Genomic DNA, 18,795 nt, shown 5'->3' with positions numbered 1-18,795 from the left:
TTGATCACTAACTCAAACTCAAGATCGTCTGAGTACCGTTGTGAGCCTAAATATTTATTGCAAGCACCAGCCCTGAGATATCTTTTTCAACCTATACAGTCTTGGGCGCAGGTGATCGCAAAAAGCTAACCACTGCTCTTGAGGGATTTGCTGGGTTCCTTGAATAGTTTGTTCAGTCATGACCCGCTCCCAAAGAGTCTATAGCTCCCTACCATTAAGAGCTACCTTTCAACTTAGGAAATAATATTGAGAAATTTGTGAAGGCACTACCAGAGGTCAAACACTACCCAGTAGTGTATTTATAGATATGGCAATGCTGGGACTATATCCTTAACTCAACCCCATCAGCCTTTTATGGAAAAGAATCACAATGTTACTAATGAATACCCCTTGTTCAATGAACTCGTAAGCATTAGCAGTAACTAAAAAATTGCCTGCCTCATAAGTTCTTCAATATTAGTCTTTACTGTTCCAGGTGTCTGGCTCATCTGAAGTTCATTTGAGAGGGCTCTATGACTGTAGATTACTTAATCGTCGGAAGTGGCTTATCTTCTCTAGTGTTTGGAGCACTGATGGCTAACGCTGGCAAAAAAGTCAAAATCTTAGAATCTCACGAGCACCCAGGAGGATTCGGCCACACTTTTACGATGGCGAAAAAATATACCTTTAATGCTCAACTTCACTATGTTTGGGATTGTGGCGAAGGGTATACAGTAAACCGTGTGCTCAAAAAATTGGGCCTCGAAAAGGAGATTACCTTTGAACGGTATGACCTTCATGGTTTTGACCATATGAGAATGCCGGGTTATGCCCTGGATATCACCTCAGATGTATCAACGCTTATTCAGCGCCTCTCAGACCTTTTCCCCAAACATCAGCAGTCAATCCAACAATTTATCAAAGAAGTATACGAAGTTCGGGCTGGTCTTAAAATCCTATCGCCTCCAGTGCGGCCTCTCAACCTGCTGCGGCATTGCTGGCAGAGCACTATAGCTGCTCAGTATGTCAATAGCACTCTACAGAATGTGTTTGATCGTTTTAGGCTCCCCGAAGCGGCACAGACCCTCTTAGCCTTACAGTGGCCTGATTTTTTACTACCTCCAAATCAGCTTTCGTTCTATGCGTGGGTCATTCTATTTACGAGCTATCAAGAAGGGGCATTTTATCCTACCCAGCATTTTGAAGCCGTTATCAATGCCCTTGTTATTGTCATTGAATCGAATGGTGGTCAGGTCTTACTCAATCAAGAAGTGGTGAACTTCTTAGTAACCGATAGGACAGTGAACGGTGTACAGACTATCGATCACACCACTCACGTCACCCAAGATTTCACCGCCGATACGATCATTTGCAACATGGATCCACAAAAGGCAGCCAAGATGATTGGAATTGAGAAGTTTTCAAAATCAGTCCAGAAGCAGTTGAGCTATGACTATTCCCCCTCAAATTTCATGGCCTACTGTGTCGTGAAAGATCTAGATCTACAGGATTACGGATTTGGCAAGTGGAACATGTTCCATACGGAGGTAACCAATCTCAATGAAGCCTTTAAGCGCATGTACGTTAATCATGATTTTTCTCAGCCCAGCTTTGCCATTACAACCCCAACACTCCTAACAGATGATCACCGCGACTGCCCTGAGAATTGCCAAGTGATCGAGTTTTTAACGGTGGCCAACTATGAGTATTTCCGAGAGCTGCTAGAACATGATCGCAAACTGTACACCCAGAAAAAAGAAGAGATTCTAAACCAAATTCTTGATGTGGTTGAAAAATATTACATTCCCAATTTGAGAGATCACCTCGTTTTTCAGATCGCGGGTAGCCCCACTACCAACGAGCGGTTTTGCCATTGTCCCCAAGGGAATTCCTATGGCTCAAGCTTAACACCCAAAAATATGGGTCTGGGGCGGCTCACTCACCGCAGCTCATTGCAGAACTTTTATTTCTGCAATGCTTCCTCAGGTTATCCAGGCTTTGCCCCCACTTTTTGGACGGGGGCACTGCTTTACCAAAGATTATCCGGTGATGTCATTTAAGGAAGGACTAAACGCTATGAGAATCGCAGTTATTGGCGGTGGGGCTAGCGGTATGGTTACAGCCTACTTGCTAAACCGACAAGGACACCACGTTACGGTCTTTGAGCGCCAGCCTGTCCTCGGTGGACACATCCGCACCCTGAACAAAAATGTGCAGCCTAACCATTCGGACTGTGATCAAATCTTGGAAAATGGTGTCCTGGAATTTCCGGCAGCCTTTCACAACTTCCTCACACTAATGCAAACGCTGGAGGTCGAGTTGGAACCTGTTGATATTGGGTCTGCCTTGTTCCTCCAAAATGGTCGTCACTTTCTTTCAGCTAGGATGATTCGCAAAAATTTCATAGGACTGCGGCGATTCTATGAATATCTGAGACTGGATACGCTATATGCCCGCTCAGCTGGATTCTGGGTGAGAATGCAGTTCCCCAAAATGCAGGATTTTTACGATCAACCGATGTCTCAACATCTACCCCGGCCCTGTATTCGGAACTGCTGGCTTAAGTTATTGACCATGTACAGTTATTCCATGCCGTTTGAAAGCATTGATGACTTTCCTGCAGAGCTGGCAATCCCAGCACTCCGCCAATATATCTTCTTGAAATGGTTCAGAATTAAAGGCGGTGTCTATACTTATATTGAGAGAATCTTGGCCCTGTTTAGGGGAGACCTGTATCTTAATGCTAAGATTCAGGCGATTACGAGATCACTTGATGGTATTACCATTACGTTACCAGAGGGACAGCAGCAGTTTGATAAAGTTGTGTTTGCAACTCCTCCCGATCAAGTCATAGAGTTATTGGCAGATCCTACGTTAGCAGAACGTCAACGCTTTTCTAGTTGGCGGGCAAACCGAATTCGCACGTTTCTCCATTCAGATACAGCCATATACGACCGCTACGGTATTGTGAAACCCTCTGAGTTTGATTTTTTTCAAACTGATAAAGGCTGGGGTTACAATGCATTTCTCAATCAGCTGTGCGGAATAACATCTTCTGTGCGCTATAGTTTAGCCTTTGATTTAACCAGCCTGATTGACAAGGATAAAGTTCTTCATGTTCAAGAGCACCACACTCCACTGTATACGGTTGAGTCCTTCCACTATCGTGATGAAGTGGTGGAGACCAATGGAGAGAACAACACGTACCACGCAGGTGCTTATCTAGAAGATGGATTGCACGAAGGGGCAATTACCTCAGCCCTCCGAGTTGCTCAGCTGATTGGCTAGACGGTGGTTTGCGTCAGTTACAATTCCCTCTCCCTACAGGTGGATGGGGACAACAATCACACACACCATGTCTCTATGTTGAAGAAAGCTAACAGCCATGCTGCTCCTCTGGGGTGGTCCCTCGACTATCGTGATCCGAAGGTTATCGAACAATTGATGCCACTGTTGAACTGGCTCTATCATCATTACTTTCATGTCCAAACTAGTGGTTGGCATCATGTTCCTTCCGATGGCCCCGTTTTGATGGTTGGTTCCCATAACGGTGGACTTGCAGCACCTGATATGTATATGAGCATGTATGACTGGTGCAGACAGTTTGGGGCTGAACGGCCCATTTATGGGCTGCTGCATCCAGGGATTTGGCAGGCATTTCAGCAATCATGCCCTCCTTTAGCCCAACTGGCGGGTCAGATTGGCAGTATCATGGCTCACCCTAAGATGGCGATCAAAGCTCTAAGGAAAGGGGCTAGCGTTCTAGTGTATCCCGGTGGGGCACAGGATGTGTTTCGTCCTTATTGTCAACGCCACCAAATTCACCTGGCTGGGCGCAAGGGGTTCATTAAGTTAGCGCTGGAGGAAAAAGTTCCAATTGTGCCGTTGGTCTCAAACGGTGCCCATGAGACTCTGATTGTGCTGGCCGATTTTTACAAAGCTATCAACCAACTGCATGAGTGGGGAATGCCCTGGCTGGGTGGGATTGATCCAGATGTGTTCCCTGTTTATCTTGGTCTACCTTGGGGACTATCTTTTGGTCCCTTACCCAATATTCCATTCCCTATGTCTATTCAAACTCGAGTTTGCCCACCCATTGTGTTTGAGCGGCATGGCGTAGCAGCAGCGCGCGATCGCACCTACGTTACTGCTTGCTATGAAATGGTCCAAGCCCAAATGCAACAAGCATTAGATGCATTAGTTGACTCAAAGACATAATTGTTAGAGTAGAGACATCAATGCTAATCCCCGATATATGGGGCAGGGCAACACAATGAAGATCCTATTAGTTCATGGCCTGGGTAGGACACCGATGTCAATGATGGGCCTTTCATATTGTCTCGATCAGTCTGGCTATCAAACAGAATTTTTTAGCTACACTGCCTTTGCTGAATCATACGAACAGATCGTAACGCGTTTACGAGATCGATTCCGACTGTTATCAACTCATGGCCCCTACGGGGTTGTAGCCCATTCACTAGGTGGGATATTGACCCGCTCAGCCCTAGCTCTATCCAGAAATCTCCCCCGTCATATTGTCATGCTGGGCACTCCTAATCAACCTCCACGCTTAGCAAAATTAGCCTGGAATCTATGGCCCTTCCAATGGTTCTCTGGCACCAGTGGTGCCAATCTCGCTAGCTCGGAATTTTATGCATCTCTGCCCGATTTGCATGCTTCATATACCATCATTGCGGGTACCAGCGGTCCTCGTGGTCCCTGGAGCCCCTTTGGGATGGAGTTGAACGATGGGCTCGTCGCTCTGAATGAAACTCGTCTCCTGGAATCCGATCAACCCTTAACATTTCCGGGAATCCACGGTTTTATGATGAATCAAGCAACCGTTCAGACAGCGGTAGCCCGAGTCTTACAACAGACTTCATCTAGATGAATAAACTAAACGTAGTGCTTCAACAAAATATTGCCCAGAAAATCAAAATTTAATTCTGCGATACTGTATCTGTCTGGTTTACCTTGAGCATATACCTAAAAGAATCCCCCTGATCAAAGGCCCCAACCCAGACTTGGTATGTTCCAAGTTTAAGATTCTTCAGCTCTAATTGAGCAGCTTTCCCATTCAAAGAATCGTCTGCACAGTAAAGTTTTTGATCCGGTCCTCTAACTACAATAGTTGTATCGGGGTACTTACTTTTTACATGTAATACCAGGCTTGGAAAGCGCTGTTTTAGAGTAATTAAATGATCTGGATCGTAAGAACCATAGCCGAAGCAAAGATTGTTTTTCGAATCTCGGGAACCGACAATATCGTGTAAGCCAAACTGACCTCTAATATATCCTTTGAGATAATGGCTAGTCGGCTCAGAATCACGAGCAAGTGTCAGGTTTTTAGAATTAGGTATTTCAGCACTGGCAGACCCCATTATTAAGATGGTAATAAAGGCCAGTATTCCAAAGGATTTTACCTTTCTATTGGAAGTAGCCAACATACTAATCACCTATCCTTGGTTGAGATCTTGAATCACAGCATCAAGTGGTATTTCCCCTGACTTGTTTACAGGTTCTCGATTCATTATTCTTTCAAAGAACCTTACTGAAAGAAAAAACCAGACAAGATTAAGGGTATAAAGAATAATGCGAGCATAATGACTGCAATAGTCGCTGGATCAATATGGGACAGATCATTCTCATCAACAACATCTGTTTTCTGATTTAATTTCACAGAATTCTCCAGTTTATGAGAAACCTGATTCTCATCGATAAAAACTGTCGGCTTGTTAGATTTCATAGTGTTCTCCAGCCTCTTAAGGAGTAGTGATGATCTAACTACACTCTAACTAGAACCTCCACGATCTAGCCTGCCCAGATATCCTCATCACTGCTTCAGATATCCACACTTGTAAAAGCAAGTCTCATATTTTAAAAAAGACTTGTAAAAGCAAGTCTCATATTTTAAAAAAGAATAGGCTAAGAAGATTTTTTATCCAATGACTAAGAGCGATTAGGTATCACTCTCCCTGCCGGAAAAACTAAATCTTATATTTTACCGATCCTCCGAATGAATCACCCCATGAAGATAGTCAGCGATTGTTATGAATAATGGAAATGGCTCTAAACATTTTAGGGCTTTGGGGTAGGAACTTTTTGGGAGCAATTTACTCGCTGAGTTGTAATCCATTGGTAAACTAATGATCCAAAAATTAGCGAAATGACAAACAAGAATGGATTCCAAATTCCTAGAACTAAGGCGACTAGGCCAGGACCAGGACAGTAACCTGCAATTCCCCAACCAATGCCAAAGATAGCTGATCCCATAAGTAACTGCCCATCGATAGCCTGTTTAGTGGGCAGATAAAACTTAGGGCTAAAGATAGGCGTGGAACGTCCCAGAACCCATCTAAAAGTGAGGATTGTTACACCAACAGCTCCCCCTAAAGTAAATAGAAGCGTGGGGTCCCAAGTCCCCGTTACATCCAGAAAACCGAGGACTCGCTCGCGATCAATCATTTGAGATATTCCCAAACCCAGTCCGAAGAATATTCCTGAGATTAAGGTAATAAGTTGTTGTTTCATACCACTGCCTCTTGAACTTAGAGATACACCATCACTTTGCTAATACCTGGTGGGTCACTAAAACCGTTGATATTGCAGTCAAGATAAATGTCAGCACTGCTGCCAGAGATCTCACAGACAAGCGTCCTAAACCACAAACACCGTGACCACTGGTACAGCCATTCCCCATACGGGTCCCAAAACCTACCAAAAATCCGCCAATGATCATCATCCTAGGAGAAAAAATAGAGGTGGGTGTGGGTTGGGGAGCCAAAACATATTCGTAGAGAGCCCCTCCGATGAAGAGCCCCAAGATAAAGGTCCAACGCCAGCGTTCGTGGGGAGTATGCTTGATCGCACCATTAACCATACCGCTCACACCAGCAATGCGGCCATTGAAGAGTAGTAAGATTGTTGCACTCAGACCGATTAGGATACCTCCTGACAAAGCCCTAACCCAGTAAAAGGTAGCCATTGATTTCTCCTTATTCAATTACAGCACAGCGCTAGCATGGCCTGATGAGTACTTAGAAAGATGCGTTCGCGACCTATCTTTTCCACAAAATCAGTCTTTTTTAGCTGATCCATCACTGGGCCCTTGACTTCTGCAAAATAGACCCTCACTCCAGCAGTGTTCAAATCAGCAATCAGTGCTTCGAGCGTTTCCAATGCACTCGCATCAATGAAGTTGATGGCACTACAGATCAGCACCAAATGTTTCAAATCAGGTGTATTAGAAACAGCATGCAGCACATAGTCTTCCAAGGCTTTTATATTGGCAAAATAGAGACTTTCATCCACACGAATCGCTAACACATGAGGGTAGGTTTTAACAGGGTTCCGCAGCACATTTCGAAAATGCTCAGAGCCCTCAATTCGACCAACAACTGCTAAATGGGGATGACTGGTCCGCCACAAATATAGACCTAGAGAGGCTACTATCCCTACGAGAATTCCAGCTTCAATACCTAGCCCCAGCACAGCACCAAAGGTGATCAGTAATGAAGCCGCATCTGCACGATTGTATTGCCACATGCGTTGCAGTGAGGTGAAATCTATCAAATTCAAAACGGCAACGATAATGATCGCTGCCAACACAGCCTGAGGTAAAAAATAAAATAAGGGTGTGAAAAACAGAACTGTTAGGGCAATTAGCAAAGCTGTGATTATGGATGCTAACCCAGTGTTGGCCCCAGCACTAAAATTAACCACGGTTCGACTTAATCCGCCAGTGACTGGATATCCACCGGTGAAGGCTGCACTCAAGTTTGCAGCTCCTAGACCGATCAACTCTTGGTTGGCATCAATTTTTTGTCGCCGTTTACTAGCCAGGGACTTAGCCACAGCAATACTTTCCATAAATCCTACAAGACTGATTGCAACAGCAGTAGGCATTAGAGCTTGCCAACTCTTCAAGTCAAAGGTGGGCAGCATCAGGGGCGGCAACCCCGCTGGAATCTCACCAATAATCTTGACCTGCGCCACTTCATGGAGTTGGAGTCCCCACACCAAAACTGTATTAACGAGCACCAGTAGCAATGGTCCACTTCTGGTCAAGGGGAGTATCAAATTTGAAGGTATCCCTTGCTTCTTTAGTAGTGGCTGCAATTGATGATTGAAGACCAGCAACACAACTATGCTAGTGAGACCAAGAATCAGGATAATGCCATTACTCTGGGGAAGGTGCTTCCAAATCTCCTGTAGTAATTCTGGAAAAGACTCGGTCTGTGGAAGTTGCAATCCCAAAAGGTGTTTGAGTTGGCTAAAACCAATAATGATGGCAGCTGCACTAGTGAAGCCAGAAATTACCGCATGACTGAGAAAGTTCACCAGAAAACCGAGTCGAACCACTCCCATCAGCACTTGTAGGATGCCCACTAAAAGGGCCAACATCATGGCCAAAGTTAGGTATTCAGACGTATTGGGTTGAGCAAGTTGTCCTACACCCGTGGCCACTAACAGCGAAACGATTGCGACGGGACCCACAGCCAAAGTTCTGCTTGTCCCCAAGAGCGCATAAAGTATCAGTGGCATGATGCTGGCATAGAGGCCAATCTGAGGGGGTAACCCAGCCAGCAATGCATAGGCCATGCCTTGAGGAACCAGCATGATCGCTACTATTATTCCTGCCATTAAATCGCCAATAAGGTGCTGAGAACGGTATTCCAGAAACCATTCTAGGAAGGGTAGATAGCGACTTAAGTGAGTGAGTCTACGAAGAGGCATACACTTTGAATCAGCCTAAAATCGGGTCTAATTTATTCCCCATGGTGAAGGCGTCGAGAACTTTCAATCGTTGCTTACCCCTATCAAGACAAGACTCCCCCCCACAACAATACTGAGTAGTACAAACCAAGGAGATAGCGTTGACCCCAAACTAGTCCCAAGGAGAACACAAGAGCCCGTTAAAATTTGGGCTAAACGAAGTATGTTTATGGATCGCTTGCCCTGAGTGGGATATCCAGCAGCCTTCCAAGCAGTTAAACCGCCTTGAAGATGAATAACATGGCTAAATCCTGCCTGCAACATTTGATGCGCAGCTTGGGTCGAACGGTTGCCAGATTGACACTGAAGGACAATCCTTTGACCCTGGAGACGAGGGACTTTGGCGGGGTCAAACTTGTCAATCGGCATCAGTTTTGCTCCAGGGATATGACTTTTTTCAAACTCCTGGGGTTTGCTGACATCAATCAATAACACCTCATTCCGATCCATCCATTGCTTGAGCGTGAGGGCATCAATTTCTTTTAGATTGTGCATTGCAAATGTCATGGTTTTCCCTTTTTGAAATGAACCCATTAGGCTGATGGGATTGGTAAAGAACTGATCTTTTAGAGTTAGCAATCCAGCATTCCAAGCGTCATGAAGCAGTAATCACTTGACCACATCGTTCATTAGCTGGGACCGCTTCCATGATCTTTTGTGGATCAGGAAGATCCAAAGCGTTCATAAACTCAATAAAAGTGTTGCGATTTCTTCCTTTAAACCGGGGATTCCATTGCTTCTCTTCACCAATCGAGGAGAGGGTAAGTCCACGATAGTCATGCCCTGGATAGACCCGGATCTCCTCTGGCAGCGTAAATAATTTCTGAGTGACTGAGTCATAAAGTGTTCCTGCATCACCGCTTTGGAAGTCCGTACGACCACAACCGCGAATGAATAAAGCATCTCCCGTTAGTACACGATCTCCATTGACTAAATAGGCATTATGACTATCTGTATGACCGGGCGTTGCAATGGCTTGGATAGGGATAGTCCCCATGGTTAACGTTTCTCCATCTTGTAAATAACGATCAGCACAGGCGACATGAGCATGCTCTGGCACGATCCCCTGACACCCAGTTCTTGCCCGTAATGCTTCAGTTCCCGTAATGTGATCAGCATGGATGTGCGTTTCTAGACAGAACTGGAGTTTTAAGCCCAATTCGCATATCAGTTTTAAATCTCGGTCGACTTGCTCTAAAACAGGATCCACTAACAGTGCTGCTTTGGTCTTAGGATCAGCTATCAGGTAGGTATAGGTATGGGATTTCTGGTCGAACAGCTGTCTAAATAACCATATTTCGCTATGTGAATGTCTTGCCATCATCACTATGCTCCCTATCAGATTATCTTCAGCCCCGTTTTCTAGGGACATCCGCCCCAATTACGCCAAATCGGAATACCCGCTTGATCGCGAAGCTTTAGGGTCACATCGGCTTTGGTAACTGCAGCTGCAATCACAGCTGGCTGACTATCAACCTCCACTCTTGAACCCGTGAGGGTAATCTTATTCCCCTGTTGAATGATGAAATTTTGGTCCTCAAAGTACCAAGTGGGTCCTAGACTAATTTCGACATTACCTTCCTCAGTCCTAAGCTGAAGATGAACCCCCGTGGACATTCCCCAACGAGGAGTGACAGTATCGACTTGTATGACCTGACCTTGAAGGGTCTCAACTGTACTTGGATTGTATAGTCTGCTGTATTGACCATAATTTTGTCTTCTCTGGCGTCCCCGCCATCTTGGCGGCGAGTTAAGGCACTCTGATTCTGAGGCAGGGGAGGCATTGGTTTGAGCATTGCTTTGGGCAGGGAATTGCTCAAGGCTAGATTTCATAGACTGTTGACAGGCGGTCAGTAATAGCAAGAGTAACCCCGTCAAAAGAACCGTAACAATGGCCTTAGCATAGTTGGATTTCATGATTTTCCCTCCTGACATGATTCGATCAATCTCAAAGGAGTCTGCTCAAGGCAGGATCAAGACTGGGACCGTTGGGGTCTAGCTGCTAAATATTGGTAGAGAAGCCAACGGGTATTCACGTCTTGCTGAGCTTCTTGCAAGAGTTGTTGAGCCGTCTCTGGCTGGCTACGGGTTAGCATCTTGAATCGATTCTCGGCATACATGGATGGGTTGATGGGAACCTTGGGAGCATGCGAATCTAATACCAAAGGATTTTGGTCTTGGGTCACTCGTCGAGGATCATGACGATACAAGAGCCAACGCCCAGCATCCACCAAGGATTTTTGATGGTGCATGGCTGAAGACATCTCAATCCCATGAGCAATGCAATGGGAATAGGCAAGGATTACGGAAGGACCTTCATAGGATTCAGCTTCGATAAAAGCTTTAAGGGTATGTTCATCCCGTGCCCCCATAGCAACACTAGCCACATAGACATTGCCGTAGGTCATCGCCATTAAACCTAGATCTTTCTTCGGGGTTGGCTTGCCCCCTGCGGCAAATTTAGCAACGGCAGCTCTTGGAGTGGATTTTGACATCTGTCCACCCGTATTGGAATAAACTTCGGTATCCAGCACGAGGATATTGACGTTGCGCCCACTGGCCAAGACGTGGTCTAGACCGCCATAACCAATATCGTAAGCCCAACCATCTCCACCAATAATCCAGACACTCTTTTTAACGAAATAGTCAGCCAGGGCCTTGAGCTGACTCATTTTTTCGATCAGCGAGTTATCCCGTCTTTCGTTTGTATGGGACTCCAGATGAATTTCCTGCTCCGTTAGCCATTGTTTCAATAGAACGACTTCTTGACGGATCTCAGCAATATCAGCTTCGTCATCTTGCTTGGCTGCTAAGAGTCGCTCAGCTAGAAACTGGATATAATCATGCTCGTCTTCTACGGTATTGACTACCTCCTGAAGCAGTTTACGAGCAAGTTCATTTTGCTGATCAATCGCAACTCGAAAACCCAAACCAAACTCAGCATTATCCTCAAATAGAGAGTTAGACCAAGCAGGACCTCGGCCGTCAGCGTTTACGGTCCAAGGTGTTGTGGGTAGGTTGCCACCGTAAATAGAAGAACAACCTGTGGCATTAGCAACGACCATGCGATCGCCAAATAGTTGCGTCACCAGTTTGATATAAGGTGTCTCGCCACATCCCGCACAAGCCCCAGAAAACTCAAACAAGGGTTCTTGCATTTGTTGATGACTAATTTTATGGAGATTGAGCGATTGACGTTGGGGATGCGGCAGGTTTAAGAAGTACTCCCAATTCTGACGCTCAGGTTCTCTTAAAGAACGTTGGGGTTCCATATTGAGGGCTTTCAGACGGGGAATGGACTTGTTTTTTGCAGGACAAACATCCACACAAATGCCGCATCCCGTGCAGTCCTCCGGTGCCACTTGGATGGAAAATTTTAAATCACTCCAGGTATGATCACGGGCCGCTGTACTCTTAAAAGTTGGTGGTGCTTGATCAAGGTGTTCTGGGTCGAAGACGCTACTCCGAATCGCACTGTGGGGACAAACCATGACGCATTTCCCACACTGGATACAGACCTCTGGATCCCATACAGGAATAAATTGAGCAATGTTCCTTTTTTCCCATTTGGCTGTACCCGTGGGATAGGTGCCATCAGCGGGTAACGCGCTCACAGGGAGCATATCTCCTTGGCGCTGAATCATACAATTCAGCACATCGCGAACAAACTTAGGAGCGGTTTCCGGCAGAGTGGTTGACTGACCACTTACCTTAGTCTGATCGATACCATCGCCAATGGGGACTCTGTAGAGTTGTTCTAGAGCCGCATCTACTGCCTTCAGGTTCATGCTGACAATTTCTTCGCCCTTCTTGCCATAGGTTTGATGAATCGCTTGCTTTATACAAGTAACTCCCACATCACGAGGCAAGATACTTGAAAGGACAAAAAAGCACACCTGCATCACGGTATTGATGCGTCCTCCCATACCAATAGCCTGAGCAATCTGGTTAGCATTGATGCTATAGAGCTGCAGATTTTTCTGGAGTACTTGTTGTTGTACAAGGACAGGTAAGTGCTCCCAGATTTCTGTAGCTGGATATGGACTATTCAGAAGGACAATGGCTTCGGGTTGGGCGGCTTTCAGAACATCAATTTTATCCAAGAAGTCCCATTGATGACAGGCAATAAAGTTGGCTTGTTCAATCAGATAAGTTGCCCGAATGGGGTCTGGTCCTATTCGAAGGTGAGAAACGGTGACTGACCCAGATTTTTTGGAATCGTAGACGAAGTAGCCTTGGGCATAGTTATCAGTATGTTCGCCAATAATCTTGATCGAGTTCTTGTTGGCACCGACAGTGCCATCAGACCCTAGGCCATAAAAGATGGCTCGCATTCCCTGGTCTGATTCTATGGAAAAGGTGGAATCATAAGGGAGGCTTGTCAGGGTGACATCATCATGGATACCAATGGTGAAGTGATTTTTTGGGGTATGAGTTGCAAGGTTGTCAAAGATTCCTTTGACCATGGCTGGGGTAAATTCTTTGGAGGACAGACCATAGCGCCCCCCAACAACCTTTTGAACAGAATGATGAGAGGACTGTTCGTGAAGCGTGGCCAGGACATCTAGGTAAAGTGGTTCACCGATACTACCAGGCTCTTTAGTCCGATCTAAAATAGCTATGGCTTGCGTCGTAGGGGGTAAAGCCGATATAAATTGCTGTGCATCCCAAGGACGATAAAGGCGTACTTTGATCACGCCAACTTGAGCCCCTTGACGGTTCAATGCATCCACCGTTTCATGGACTGTTTCGCAGCCGGAGCCCATCAGAGCGATGATCCGATCCGCCTCTGGATGGCCATGGTATTCAAATAGTTGGTACTGCCGACCTGTCAGTTGGACAAAATCGTTCATCACTTTTTGTGTAACCTTAGAGCAAGCCAGATAGTAAGGGTTGACCGTTTCTCGCGCTTGAAAGAAAACATCAGGATTTTGGGCAGTCCCCCGTATGACAGGATGATCAGGGCTGAGGGCACGTGCACGGTGGGCCATAATGGACTTATCCTGGATTAATTCCCTGAGGGTAGCAATGGACAGTAGTTCTACTTTCTGGATCTCATGGGAAGTTCGGAAACCATCAAAAAAATGAAGGAAGGGAATTCGGGATTCTAGGGTTGCAGCAGTTGCGATCGCAGCAAAGTCCTGAGCTTCTTGAACGGATGAAGCACTTAACATTGCGAAGCCCGTCCCCCTGGCAGCCATGACATCACTGTGGTCTCCAAAAATTGACAAGGCTTGGGCCGCAACAGAGCGGGCAGCAATATGAAATACCGTAGAGGTTAGTTCTCCCGCAATCTTAAACAGGTTGGGAATCATTAACAGCAACCCCTGAGACGCAGTAAAAGTAGTTGTCAAAGCTCCCATTTGCAGGGCTCCATGGACTGCCCCTGCAACACCTCCTTCACTTTGCATTTCAATGACAAGTGGAATAACGCCCCATAAATTTTTTCGATTAGCTTCTGTCCATGTATCAGCCCACTCAGCCATCGGTGATGCTGGAGTTATGGGATAAATTGCAATCAACTCATTCAGAATGAAGGCTATCCGTGCGGCAGCTTCATTACCATCAAGGGTCGTATAGGTACTATTCTCCATGAGTAGATACTCCTAGACTGCCATGCAAAGACATCAGATACATCAATCAGTATGTTGTTCTGATCAAGCAAAGCCTAGGTGAAGAGTTTGAGGAAAATGTGAAGGCTAAATTCCCATAGTTTGAATACAAACTATGGGAATTTTATTTATTTGATAGCTAACAAAGGCAGTCTTACCACTAGCGGTATAACAACACTGTGCTTGAAGCTGAGAAATACTCAAGAATAACTACTTTGACTCTAATAGTTTTTCTAGCTGCTCCAGTATTTTTCTTAACTTCTTCTGCTTCGCAGGTGAATTTAGTGCCTTTGACTTTTTCAATACTTTGAGGCAATGAGCAGTTTTCTCCTTCAATTCAGAGTCAATATCATTCTTACCAGAAGTCTCCTTCTGAACAAACTCTGTGATTCTTGCCTTTATCTCACTTAGTGATAACCCTTCCTTAATAGCTACATTTAATATCTCTTCTAGAAAGTCTTGATCTTTTATCCGAGCAATTACTTGCGCTTTTGTATATGCCAACTTCCCTTGGCGCAAAGATTCCAAGATATTTTCCGGAAGTTTCCTTAATGGCAAGCGATGCTTAACAAAAGATTGCCAATTCAATCGTCCTAAGTAGTTGAAAATTTTTTCTACAGTCTCTTGATTCTCCTGAACCACAACGTTGTGGTTCACAACTTGTCGAGTAAGGCTATTCTGCATTTGATAAAGGAGTGAAACAACTTCATCCTCACTTAGTTGCAGTTCTCCTGCTAGTAGCTTGATAATTCCATCTGTCTCTTCTACCGGATTTAAATCTTCTCTCTGAAGATTTTCGATTAGGCTAATTCTAAATGCATCAAACTCATCAAGGTTTAGAATCTTTACTGGAACTTCTGTTAACCCAACTTCTTTTGCAGCTCGAAGTCTACGTTCTCCGGAAATAAGTTGAAATTTCCCATCTTTGACTGATGAAACAATAAGGTTTTCAAGTATTCCATCAATTCGCACGGAAGACACCAATTGATTCATTTTCATAGGATCAAAGTATCTTCTTACTTGATCTGACGTACGTTTGATCTTATCTATTGGTATGACTACTATCTTTTCGCTTTCCTGATCTTCACCGATTTCAAGTGCTGTTACTGAATTACCATACAAACGGCTTAAGTCAATAGTTGCACCATATGCTTTATCACGTTTACTAGTCATACTGCTAAACTCTCCAACTGTTCTGCAAGTACTTTGATGGGCTTCAATGCAGGATGCTTGTTATCAAACAAGGCAAGTGGGAGATTTTCTTCAGATGCATCAGCAAATGTAGTAGTTCTTGGGATCGGAGAATAAACTTTGGCTACTGGTGTCAGTTGTTGTTGAATTGCCGCTAAAGTTCTCTCGTCATGAGAATTTCTTTGGTCATACATCGTAGGAATAAAACCAGCAATTTTGAGTGACTTATTTGGACGGGCAGCAACCAATCTAACTGTGTCAAATAGAGGCTGAACACCTTTAAATGCTTTGTACTGAGATTGAATAGGTACAAGTAAATGAGTTGCAGCGACAAGAGAGATATAACTTAGATTGCCAAGACTGGGTGGACAATCAATCAATATAAAATCATAGTCTTCCTTAATAGGATCTAATGCATCCCGAAGTCTAAAATCCTTCATGACAGCTGTCATTAGTTCTTGCTCAGCTATCGCCAAACCCAAATTAGATGCTACCAAATCTAACCCATTACTATCCTTAATACCTTTACTTGCATACAAAGCAGTTAGGATAGGAACTTCTTCGTCTTTTAGAATAGCATTGTAAATGGTTTTCTCTTGATCGTATGGTTCAATCCCCATAAATGTTGTTAAAGATGCTTGAGGGTCCATATCAACAAGCAATATTCGATTGTAATCGCCTTTTTTCCGACTTCGCTTACCACGCACTCTTCTCTTGCATTGAGAAAGATGATAACCAACCTGTTGCACTAAGGTAGTTTTTCCCACCCCTCCTGCATGGTTAAAGAAAGCAAGTATTTTTACCATCTGAATCTCGATAAACTAAGTTTAGAGCTCAACTAGATTACTAAATTTGAAAGTTTTCTGTCTATGAACCACAACGATGTGGTTCAACTCAGCTAATTGTACTTGCATTGGTAAATATTGCAACCAAAACGAGACTATTAGTTTAGTTGTCAATCCCCTCCCGTATATTTTCATAGACGACATTCAGTTAATGAGAAGAGAAATATTTGAAGTAATTCAGTCTGCTATTTTAATGGTTGTAGATAATTCTCCAACGCTTCAGTTACTAGTGTATTAAGATTAATCCCTCGTTGCTGAGCAGCGATCGCAGCCCGTCTATGAAGTTGAGTTCCAGGTCTAATATTGAAGCTTCCCTTAAAGGGACGTTCAGGCTCAATTTCGTTTTCAGCACAATCAGAATGATATTCATCAACGGCTTCATGAAAAGCTGATTTTAGAGATTGAACGTCAGTGCCCTCATAGCTAATTAGGCTGCGAATGAACTCAACCTTTCCAAAGAATACTTCATCCTCATCACTGAAATTAACGGAGCCAAAGTAGCCTTGGTATTCCATCATATTTTGCATAGCAGCCCCTCCTGTTCAAGAATGTCCATGACTTGTTCAATCTGATATTTCTTTAATATCTTTCGTGGATGGGGTTTATGAAGGCTGATCACAAGACCCTCTTCATTGATGAAACGTCTTCTAGAACCCCCCGTTTTACCCGTCGATACTTCAGAAAATTGAAAAAAGGCAAGCAACACAACTAACTCGTCCCAGGTAAAGTCTTTGGGGCGGGTGAGAAAGCGTTTAATCAGCTTCTCTTTACGAGTCATATCAAAGACCAGAACTGGTTATATTATCTCGGATCTTATAAATAACTGCAACTAGTTTTAGTTGCAAATCACTCAATCAACCCCTGACTTATCCGAAGAGATTGACTATAGAATTCTCCCGTAGTGTCCCGATTTATTCGCCATGAGTTGAAATTCCTGAAATGCTGTATTAATAGTGACTTCAGAGCATTTCTTGATGAACATTGCCCAGCGCGAACAACAGATTATCCGCATCCAGTCCCAAAGCTCCTATGCCTCTATTAACGAAGCCCTGGAAGCAACCCTACGCCTGGAAGCAAGCCAAGTCACTCAGAAAATAATAGAGGCAGCACTAGACGAAGAAGTTCAAGCCTATCTATCAGAGGTTCAAGGGGATCGACCTCGACGTTCAGGCTACTATCAACGGGTCCTCGATACTCAATACGGCCGTATTGCTCAGCTGTCTGTCCCTAAGCTACGGAAAGGGAATGCAGACCGAGAGTGGCAGATTTTAGAACGTTACCAACGTGCCCTTGGCAGTCTCCTCGATTTTTGCCTGGGCCTGTATGTCATGGGTTTATCGCTTCGGGACTTGCAAGAAGCTCTCTATGAGATTCTAGGAGCAGTCTTATCCGTTAATGCCATTAACCGAATTACGCTAAAAGCTCAGAAGCAAATGTTTCAAAGCCGTCAGACTCGTCTTGATATCAATTAGCACCTAAGAGTGTAATTTTGATTATTTGCTAAGCCAACTCAGTATTGGGTTTCACGAGTTTGAGAGTTACATCTTCAGGCACAGCTTGGTATGAGGAAACCCCTCCTATTCTGATTGTCGATGGTGTTTGGGCTAGTGTTCAGTGTTCCTCAGAAGACTTTTGGGAAGACCAAGCTGGGCATATCCGGAAACTACGTCATGCGGAAGACCGAGTCATTCTAGTCGCTATGGCAGTGTGGCCCGATGGCACCCAAACGGTGCTTCATTATGAAATGGCGACGCAAGAATCGGAGGCAGCTTGGTCACTGTTCTTTGCGCATCTGTGGCAACGGGGATTGCAACCCTATTGGCCGTAAACGATCAAGGCTGTGATAAGACGCCAACTACACTCATAACTTATACATAGATAGCTTTTCAGAAATTTTCAATAATCTGACTCTACTAAAAATAGATCCAACATCTGATCGCTGTGATGACCAAAATTGGTAGATATAATAAGTACACTTATACTAAATGGCGGGAAATCGCAGCTTAGTTTGTTTATGGCCATTAAGTAGTTCAGCAAAGCCTTAACCGCCTGGGCGGTTAAGGAAATATAAGCCATCATTAAATTAGACACATTAATGAACATAAAGGATTGGTATGCTTAGTCCATCAACAGGTTTGGATGCTTTTGGTAAACCGATAGAATTTCAGTTCAACGACAAGATTTATTTTATTCTTCCACTAAAGCAGTTTAATGGAGGCTACAAGTTTGTTGTTTTAGATTGCCAAGAAAGCATATTGATAGACCCAGGCAAAGATTACGGTGCTGATAAAGGATTGGATGCCTCAAATGCTAGCGAGGATCTAGCGGTGAAGACTGCCAAGGAATTTATTATGGGTCATGGGGTTATCAAAGTTTAAGCTCTTAGACTATCG

Annotated in this window: 21 protein-coding genes; 7 read left to right on the top strand and 14 right to left on the bottom strand. The window is 44.4% G+C overall.

Annotated elements, in window-relative coordinates; all coding sequences use genetic code 11:
* Positions 1–54: 54 nt before the first annotated feature.
* Positions 55–180, bottom strand: coding sequence for a hypothetical protein (locus tag I1H34_RS32880; protein ID WP_255801580.1), 126 nt, complete (start codon positions 178–180; stop codon positions 55–57).
* Positions 181–512: 332 nt separating this feature from the next.
* Here I1H34_RS32880 and I1H34_RS30480 point away from each other — a divergent pair, with 332 nt between their 5' ends.
* From I1H34_RS30480 to I1H34_RS30465, 4 genes are all read left to right on the top strand, one after another.
* On the top strand, positions 513–2,039 hold the full coding sequence (locus I1H34_RS30480) for a phytoene desaturase family protein (RefSeq protein WP_212667043.1): 1,527 nt from the start codon (positions 513–515) through the stop codon (positions 2,037–2,039).
* A gap of 16 nt (positions 2,040–2,055) precedes the next feature.
* Positions 2,056–3,267, top strand: a complete 1,212-nt coding sequence (locus I1H34_RS30475) for an FAD-dependent oxidoreductase (RefSeq protein WP_212667042.1) — start codon at positions 2,056–2,058, stop codon at positions 3,265–3,267.
* Positions 3,268–3,342: 75 nt separating this feature from the next.
* Positions 3,343–4,197 carry a lysophospholipid acyltransferase family protein gene (locus I1H34_RS30470; protein WP_212667041.1) on the top strand — a complete coding sequence of 285 codons (855 nt, stop codon included), beginning with the start codon at positions 3,343–3,345 and terminating at the stop codon, positions 4,195–4,197.
* A gap of 37 nt (positions 4,198–4,234) precedes the next feature.
* The gene (locus I1H34_RS30465; protein ID WP_396124665.1) at positions 4,235–4,870 is read left to right on the top strand and encodes an esterase/lipase family protein; all 636 of its coding nucleotides are present in this window, start codon (positions 4,235–4,237) and stop codon (positions 4,868–4,870) included.
* A gap of 49 nt (positions 4,871–4,919) precedes the next feature.
* Here the strand turns inward: I1H34_RS30465 and I1H34_RS30460 are convergent, their stop codons facing one another.
* From I1H34_RS30460 to I1H34_RS30400, 13 genes are all read right to left on the bottom strand, one after another.
* Positions 4,920–5,426: a hypothetical protein gene (locus I1H34_RS30460; RefSeq protein WP_212667039.1), complete on the bottom strand. Its 507-nt coding sequence runs from the start codon at positions 5,424–5,426 to the stop codon at positions 4,920–4,922.
* Positions 5,427–5,527: 101 nt separating this feature from the next.
* A complete protein-coding gene (locus I1H34_RS30455) occupies positions 5,528–5,725 on the bottom strand; it encodes a hypothetical protein (protein WP_212667038.1) in 198 nt (65 codons plus the stop codon).
* A gap of 332 nt (positions 5,726–6,057) precedes the next feature.
* Positions 6,058–6,510: a DUF6691 family protein gene (locus I1H34_RS30450; RefSeq protein ID WP_212667037.1), complete on the bottom strand. Its 453-nt coding sequence runs from the start codon at positions 6,508–6,510 to the stop codon at positions 6,058–6,060.
* A 31-nt stretch (positions 6,511–6,541) separates the two neighbouring features.
* Complete coding sequence (locus I1H34_RS30445; RefSeq protein ID WP_212667036.1) at positions 6,542–6,964, bottom strand: YeeE/YedE family protein; 423 nt, start codon at positions 6,962–6,964, stop codon at positions 6,542–6,544.
* Between the two features lie 14 nt (positions 6,965–6,978).
* Positions 6,979–8,715 (bottom strand): SulP family inorganic anion transporter, encoded by a 1,737-nt coding sequence (locus I1H34_RS30440; RefSeq protein WP_212667035.1) that lies wholly within the window; start codon positions 8,713–8,715, stop codon positions 6,979–6,981.
* A 63-nt stretch (positions 8,716–8,778) separates the two neighbouring features.
* Positions 8,779–9,261 carry a rhodanese-like domain-containing protein gene (locus I1H34_RS30435; protein ID WP_235111864.1) on the bottom strand — a complete coding sequence of 161 codons (483 nt, stop codon included), beginning with the start codon at positions 9,259–9,261 and terminating at the stop codon, positions 8,779–8,781.
* Between the two features lie 88 nt (positions 9,262–9,349).
* Entirely contained in the window at positions 9,350–10,075 is a 726-nt protein-coding gene (locus tag I1H34_RS30430; RefSeq protein ID WP_212667126.1) for an MBL fold metallo-hydrolase, read from the bottom strand.
* Between the two features lie 41 nt (positions 10,076–10,116).
* Positions 10,117–10,671, bottom strand: coding sequence for a hypothetical protein (locus I1H34_RS30425; RefSeq protein ID WP_212667034.1), 555 nt, complete (start codon positions 10,669–10,671; stop codon positions 10,117–10,119).
* Between the two features lie 56 nt (positions 10,672–10,727).
* Complete coding sequence (gene nifJ / locus I1H34_RS30420; protein ID WP_212667033.1) at positions 10,728–14,348, bottom strand: pyruvate:ferredoxin (flavodoxin) oxidoreductase; 3,621 nt, start codon at positions 14,346–14,348, stop codon at positions 10,728–10,730.
* A 228-nt stretch (positions 14,349–14,576) separates the two neighbouring features.
* Positions 14,577–15,539: a ParB/RepB/Spo0J family partition protein gene (locus tag I1H34_RS30415; protein ID WP_235111870.1), complete on the bottom strand. Its 963-nt coding sequence runs from the start codon at positions 15,537–15,539 to the stop codon at positions 14,577–14,579.
* On the bottom strand, positions 15,536–16,363 hold the full coding sequence (locus I1H34_RS30410; protein WP_212667032.1) for a ParA family protein: 828 nt from the start codon (positions 16,361–16,363) through the stop codon (positions 15,536–15,538). The genes I1H34_RS30415 and I1H34_RS30410 overlap by 4 nt, the downstream gene beginning before the upstream one ends.
* A gap of 224 nt (positions 16,364–16,587) precedes the next feature.
* Positions 16,588–16,929, bottom strand: coding sequence for a type II toxin-antitoxin system HicB family antitoxin (locus tag I1H34_RS30405; RefSeq protein WP_212667031.1), 342 nt, complete (start codon positions 16,927–16,929; stop codon positions 16,588–16,590).
* Positions 16,917–17,180, bottom strand: coding sequence for a type II toxin-antitoxin system HicA family toxin (locus I1H34_RS30400; RefSeq protein ID WP_212667030.1), 264 nt, complete (start codon positions 17,178–17,180; stop codon positions 16,917–16,919). The genes I1H34_RS30405 and I1H34_RS30400 overlap by 13 nt, the downstream gene beginning before the upstream one ends.
* Before the next feature lie 196 nt (positions 17,181–17,376).
* On the opposite strand from I1H34_RS30400, the gene I1H34_RS30395 reads away from it, so the two are divergent.
* The 3 genes from I1H34_RS30395 (at position 17,377) to I1H34_RS30385 (ending at position 18,780) form a co-directional block, all read left to right on the top strand.
* The gene (locus I1H34_RS30395) at positions 17,377–17,874 is read left to right on the top strand and encodes a transposase (RefSeq protein ID WP_212667029.1); all 498 of its coding nucleotides are present in this window, start codon (positions 17,377–17,379) and stop codon (positions 17,872–17,874) included.
* 59 nt (positions 17,875–17,933) lie between these two features.
* Complete coding sequence (locus I1H34_RS30390) at positions 17,934–18,230, top strand: transposase (RefSeq protein WP_212667028.1); 297 nt, start codon at positions 17,934–17,936, stop codon at positions 18,228–18,230.
* Positions 18,231–18,516: 286 nt separating this feature from the next.
* Entirely contained in the window at positions 18,517–18,780 is a 264-nt protein-coding gene (locus I1H34_RS30385; RefSeq protein ID WP_212667027.1) for a hypothetical protein, read from the top strand.
* The last annotated feature ends 15 nt before the right edge of the window (positions 18,781–18,795 follow it).

The sequence above is a fragment of the Acaryochloris marina S15 genome (assembly GCF_018336915.1).
In the GTDB taxonomy this organism is placed as follows: Bacteria; Cyanobacteriota; Cyanobacteriia; order Thermosynechococcales; family Thermosynechococcaceae; genus Acaryochloris; species Acaryochloris marina_A.
Note: the sequence above shows the minus strand (reverse complement) of the source record. Positions and strands in the feature narration are given on the sequence as shown.

What these genes read in the sequence shown, in the direction of transcription:
- I1H34_RS32880 (WP_255801580.1), bottom strand. Translation starts at nt 180, where the DNA reads ATGACTGAACAAACTATTCAAGGAACCCAGCAAATCCCTCAAGAGCAG.
- I1H34_RS30480 (WP_212667043.1), top strand. Translation starts at nt 513, where the DNA reads ATGACTGTAGATTACTTAATCGTCGGAAGTGGCTTATCTTCTCTAGTG.
- I1H34_RS30475 (WP_212667042.1), top strand. Translation starts at nt 2,056, where the DNA reads ATGAGAATCGCAGTTATTGGCGGTGGGGCTAGCGGTATGGTTACAGCC.
- I1H34_RS30470 (WP_212667041.1), top strand. Translation starts at nt 3,343, where the DNA reads ATGTTGAAGAAAGCTAACAGCCATGCTGCTCCTCTGGGGTGGTCCCTC.
- I1H34_RS30465 (WP_396124665.1), top strand. Translation starts at nt 4,235, where the DNA reads ATGGGGCAGGGCAACACAATGAAGATCCTATTAGTTCATGGCCTGGGT.
- I1H34_RS30460 (WP_212667039.1), bottom strand. Translation starts at nt 5,426, where the DNA reads ATGTTGGCTACTTCCAATAGAAAGGTAAAATCCTTTGGAATACTGGCC.
- I1H34_RS30455 (WP_212667038.1), bottom strand. Translation starts at nt 5,725, where the DNA reads ATGAAATCTAACAAGCCGACAGTTTTTATCGATGAGAATCAGGTTTCT.
- I1H34_RS30450 (WP_212667037.1), bottom strand. Translation starts at nt 6,510, where the DNA reads ATGAAACAACAACTTATTACCTTAATCTCAGGAATATTCTTCGGACTG.
- I1H34_RS30445 (WP_212667036.1), bottom strand. Translation starts at nt 6,964, where the DNA reads ATGGCTACCTTTTACTGGGTTAGGGCTTTGTCAGGAGGTATCCTAATC.
- I1H34_RS30440 (WP_212667035.1), bottom strand. Translation starts at nt 8,715, where the DNA reads ATGCCTCTTCGTAGACTCACTCACTTAAGTCGCTATCTACCCTTCCTA.
- I1H34_RS30435 (WP_235111864.1), bottom strand. Translation starts at nt 9,261, where the DNA reads ATGACATTTGCAATGCACAATCTAAAAGAAATTGATGCCCTCACGCTC.
- I1H34_RS30430 (WP_212667126.1), bottom strand. Translation starts at nt 10,075, where the DNA reads ATGGCAAGACATTCACATAGCGAAATATGGTTATTTAGACAGCTGTTC.
- I1H34_RS30425 (WP_212667034.1), bottom strand. Translation starts at nt 10,671, where the DNA reads ATGAAATCCAACTATGCTAAGGCCATTGTTACGGTTCTTTTGACGGGG.
- nifJ (WP_212667033.1), bottom strand. Translation starts at nt 14,348, where the DNA reads ATGGAGAATAGTACCTATACGACCCTTGATGGTAATGAAGCTGCCGCA.
- I1H34_RS30415 (WP_235111870.1), bottom strand. Translation starts at nt 15,539, where the DNA reads ATGACTAGTAAACGTGATAAAGCATATGGTGCAACTATTGACTTAAGC.
- I1H34_RS30410 (WP_212667032.1), bottom strand. Translation starts at nt 16,363, where the DNA reads ATGGTAAAAATACTTGCTTTCTTTAACCATGCAGGAGGGGTGGGAAAA.
- I1H34_RS30405 (WP_212667031.1), bottom strand. Translation starts at nt 16,929, where the DNA reads ATGCAAAATATGATGGAATACCAAGGCTACTTTGGCTCCGTTAATTTC.
- I1H34_RS30400 (WP_212667030.1), bottom strand. Translation starts at nt 17,180, where the DNA reads ATGACTCGTAAAGAGAAGCTGATTAAACGCTTTCTCACCCGCCCCAAA.
- I1H34_RS30395 (WP_212667029.1), top strand. Translation starts at nt 17,377, where the DNA reads ATGAACATTGCCCAGCGCGAACAACAGATTATCCGCATCCAGTCCCAA.
- I1H34_RS30385 (WP_212667027.1), top strand. Translation starts at nt 18,517, where the DNA reads ATGCTTAGTCCATCAACAGGTTTGGATGCTTTTGGTAAACCGATAGAA.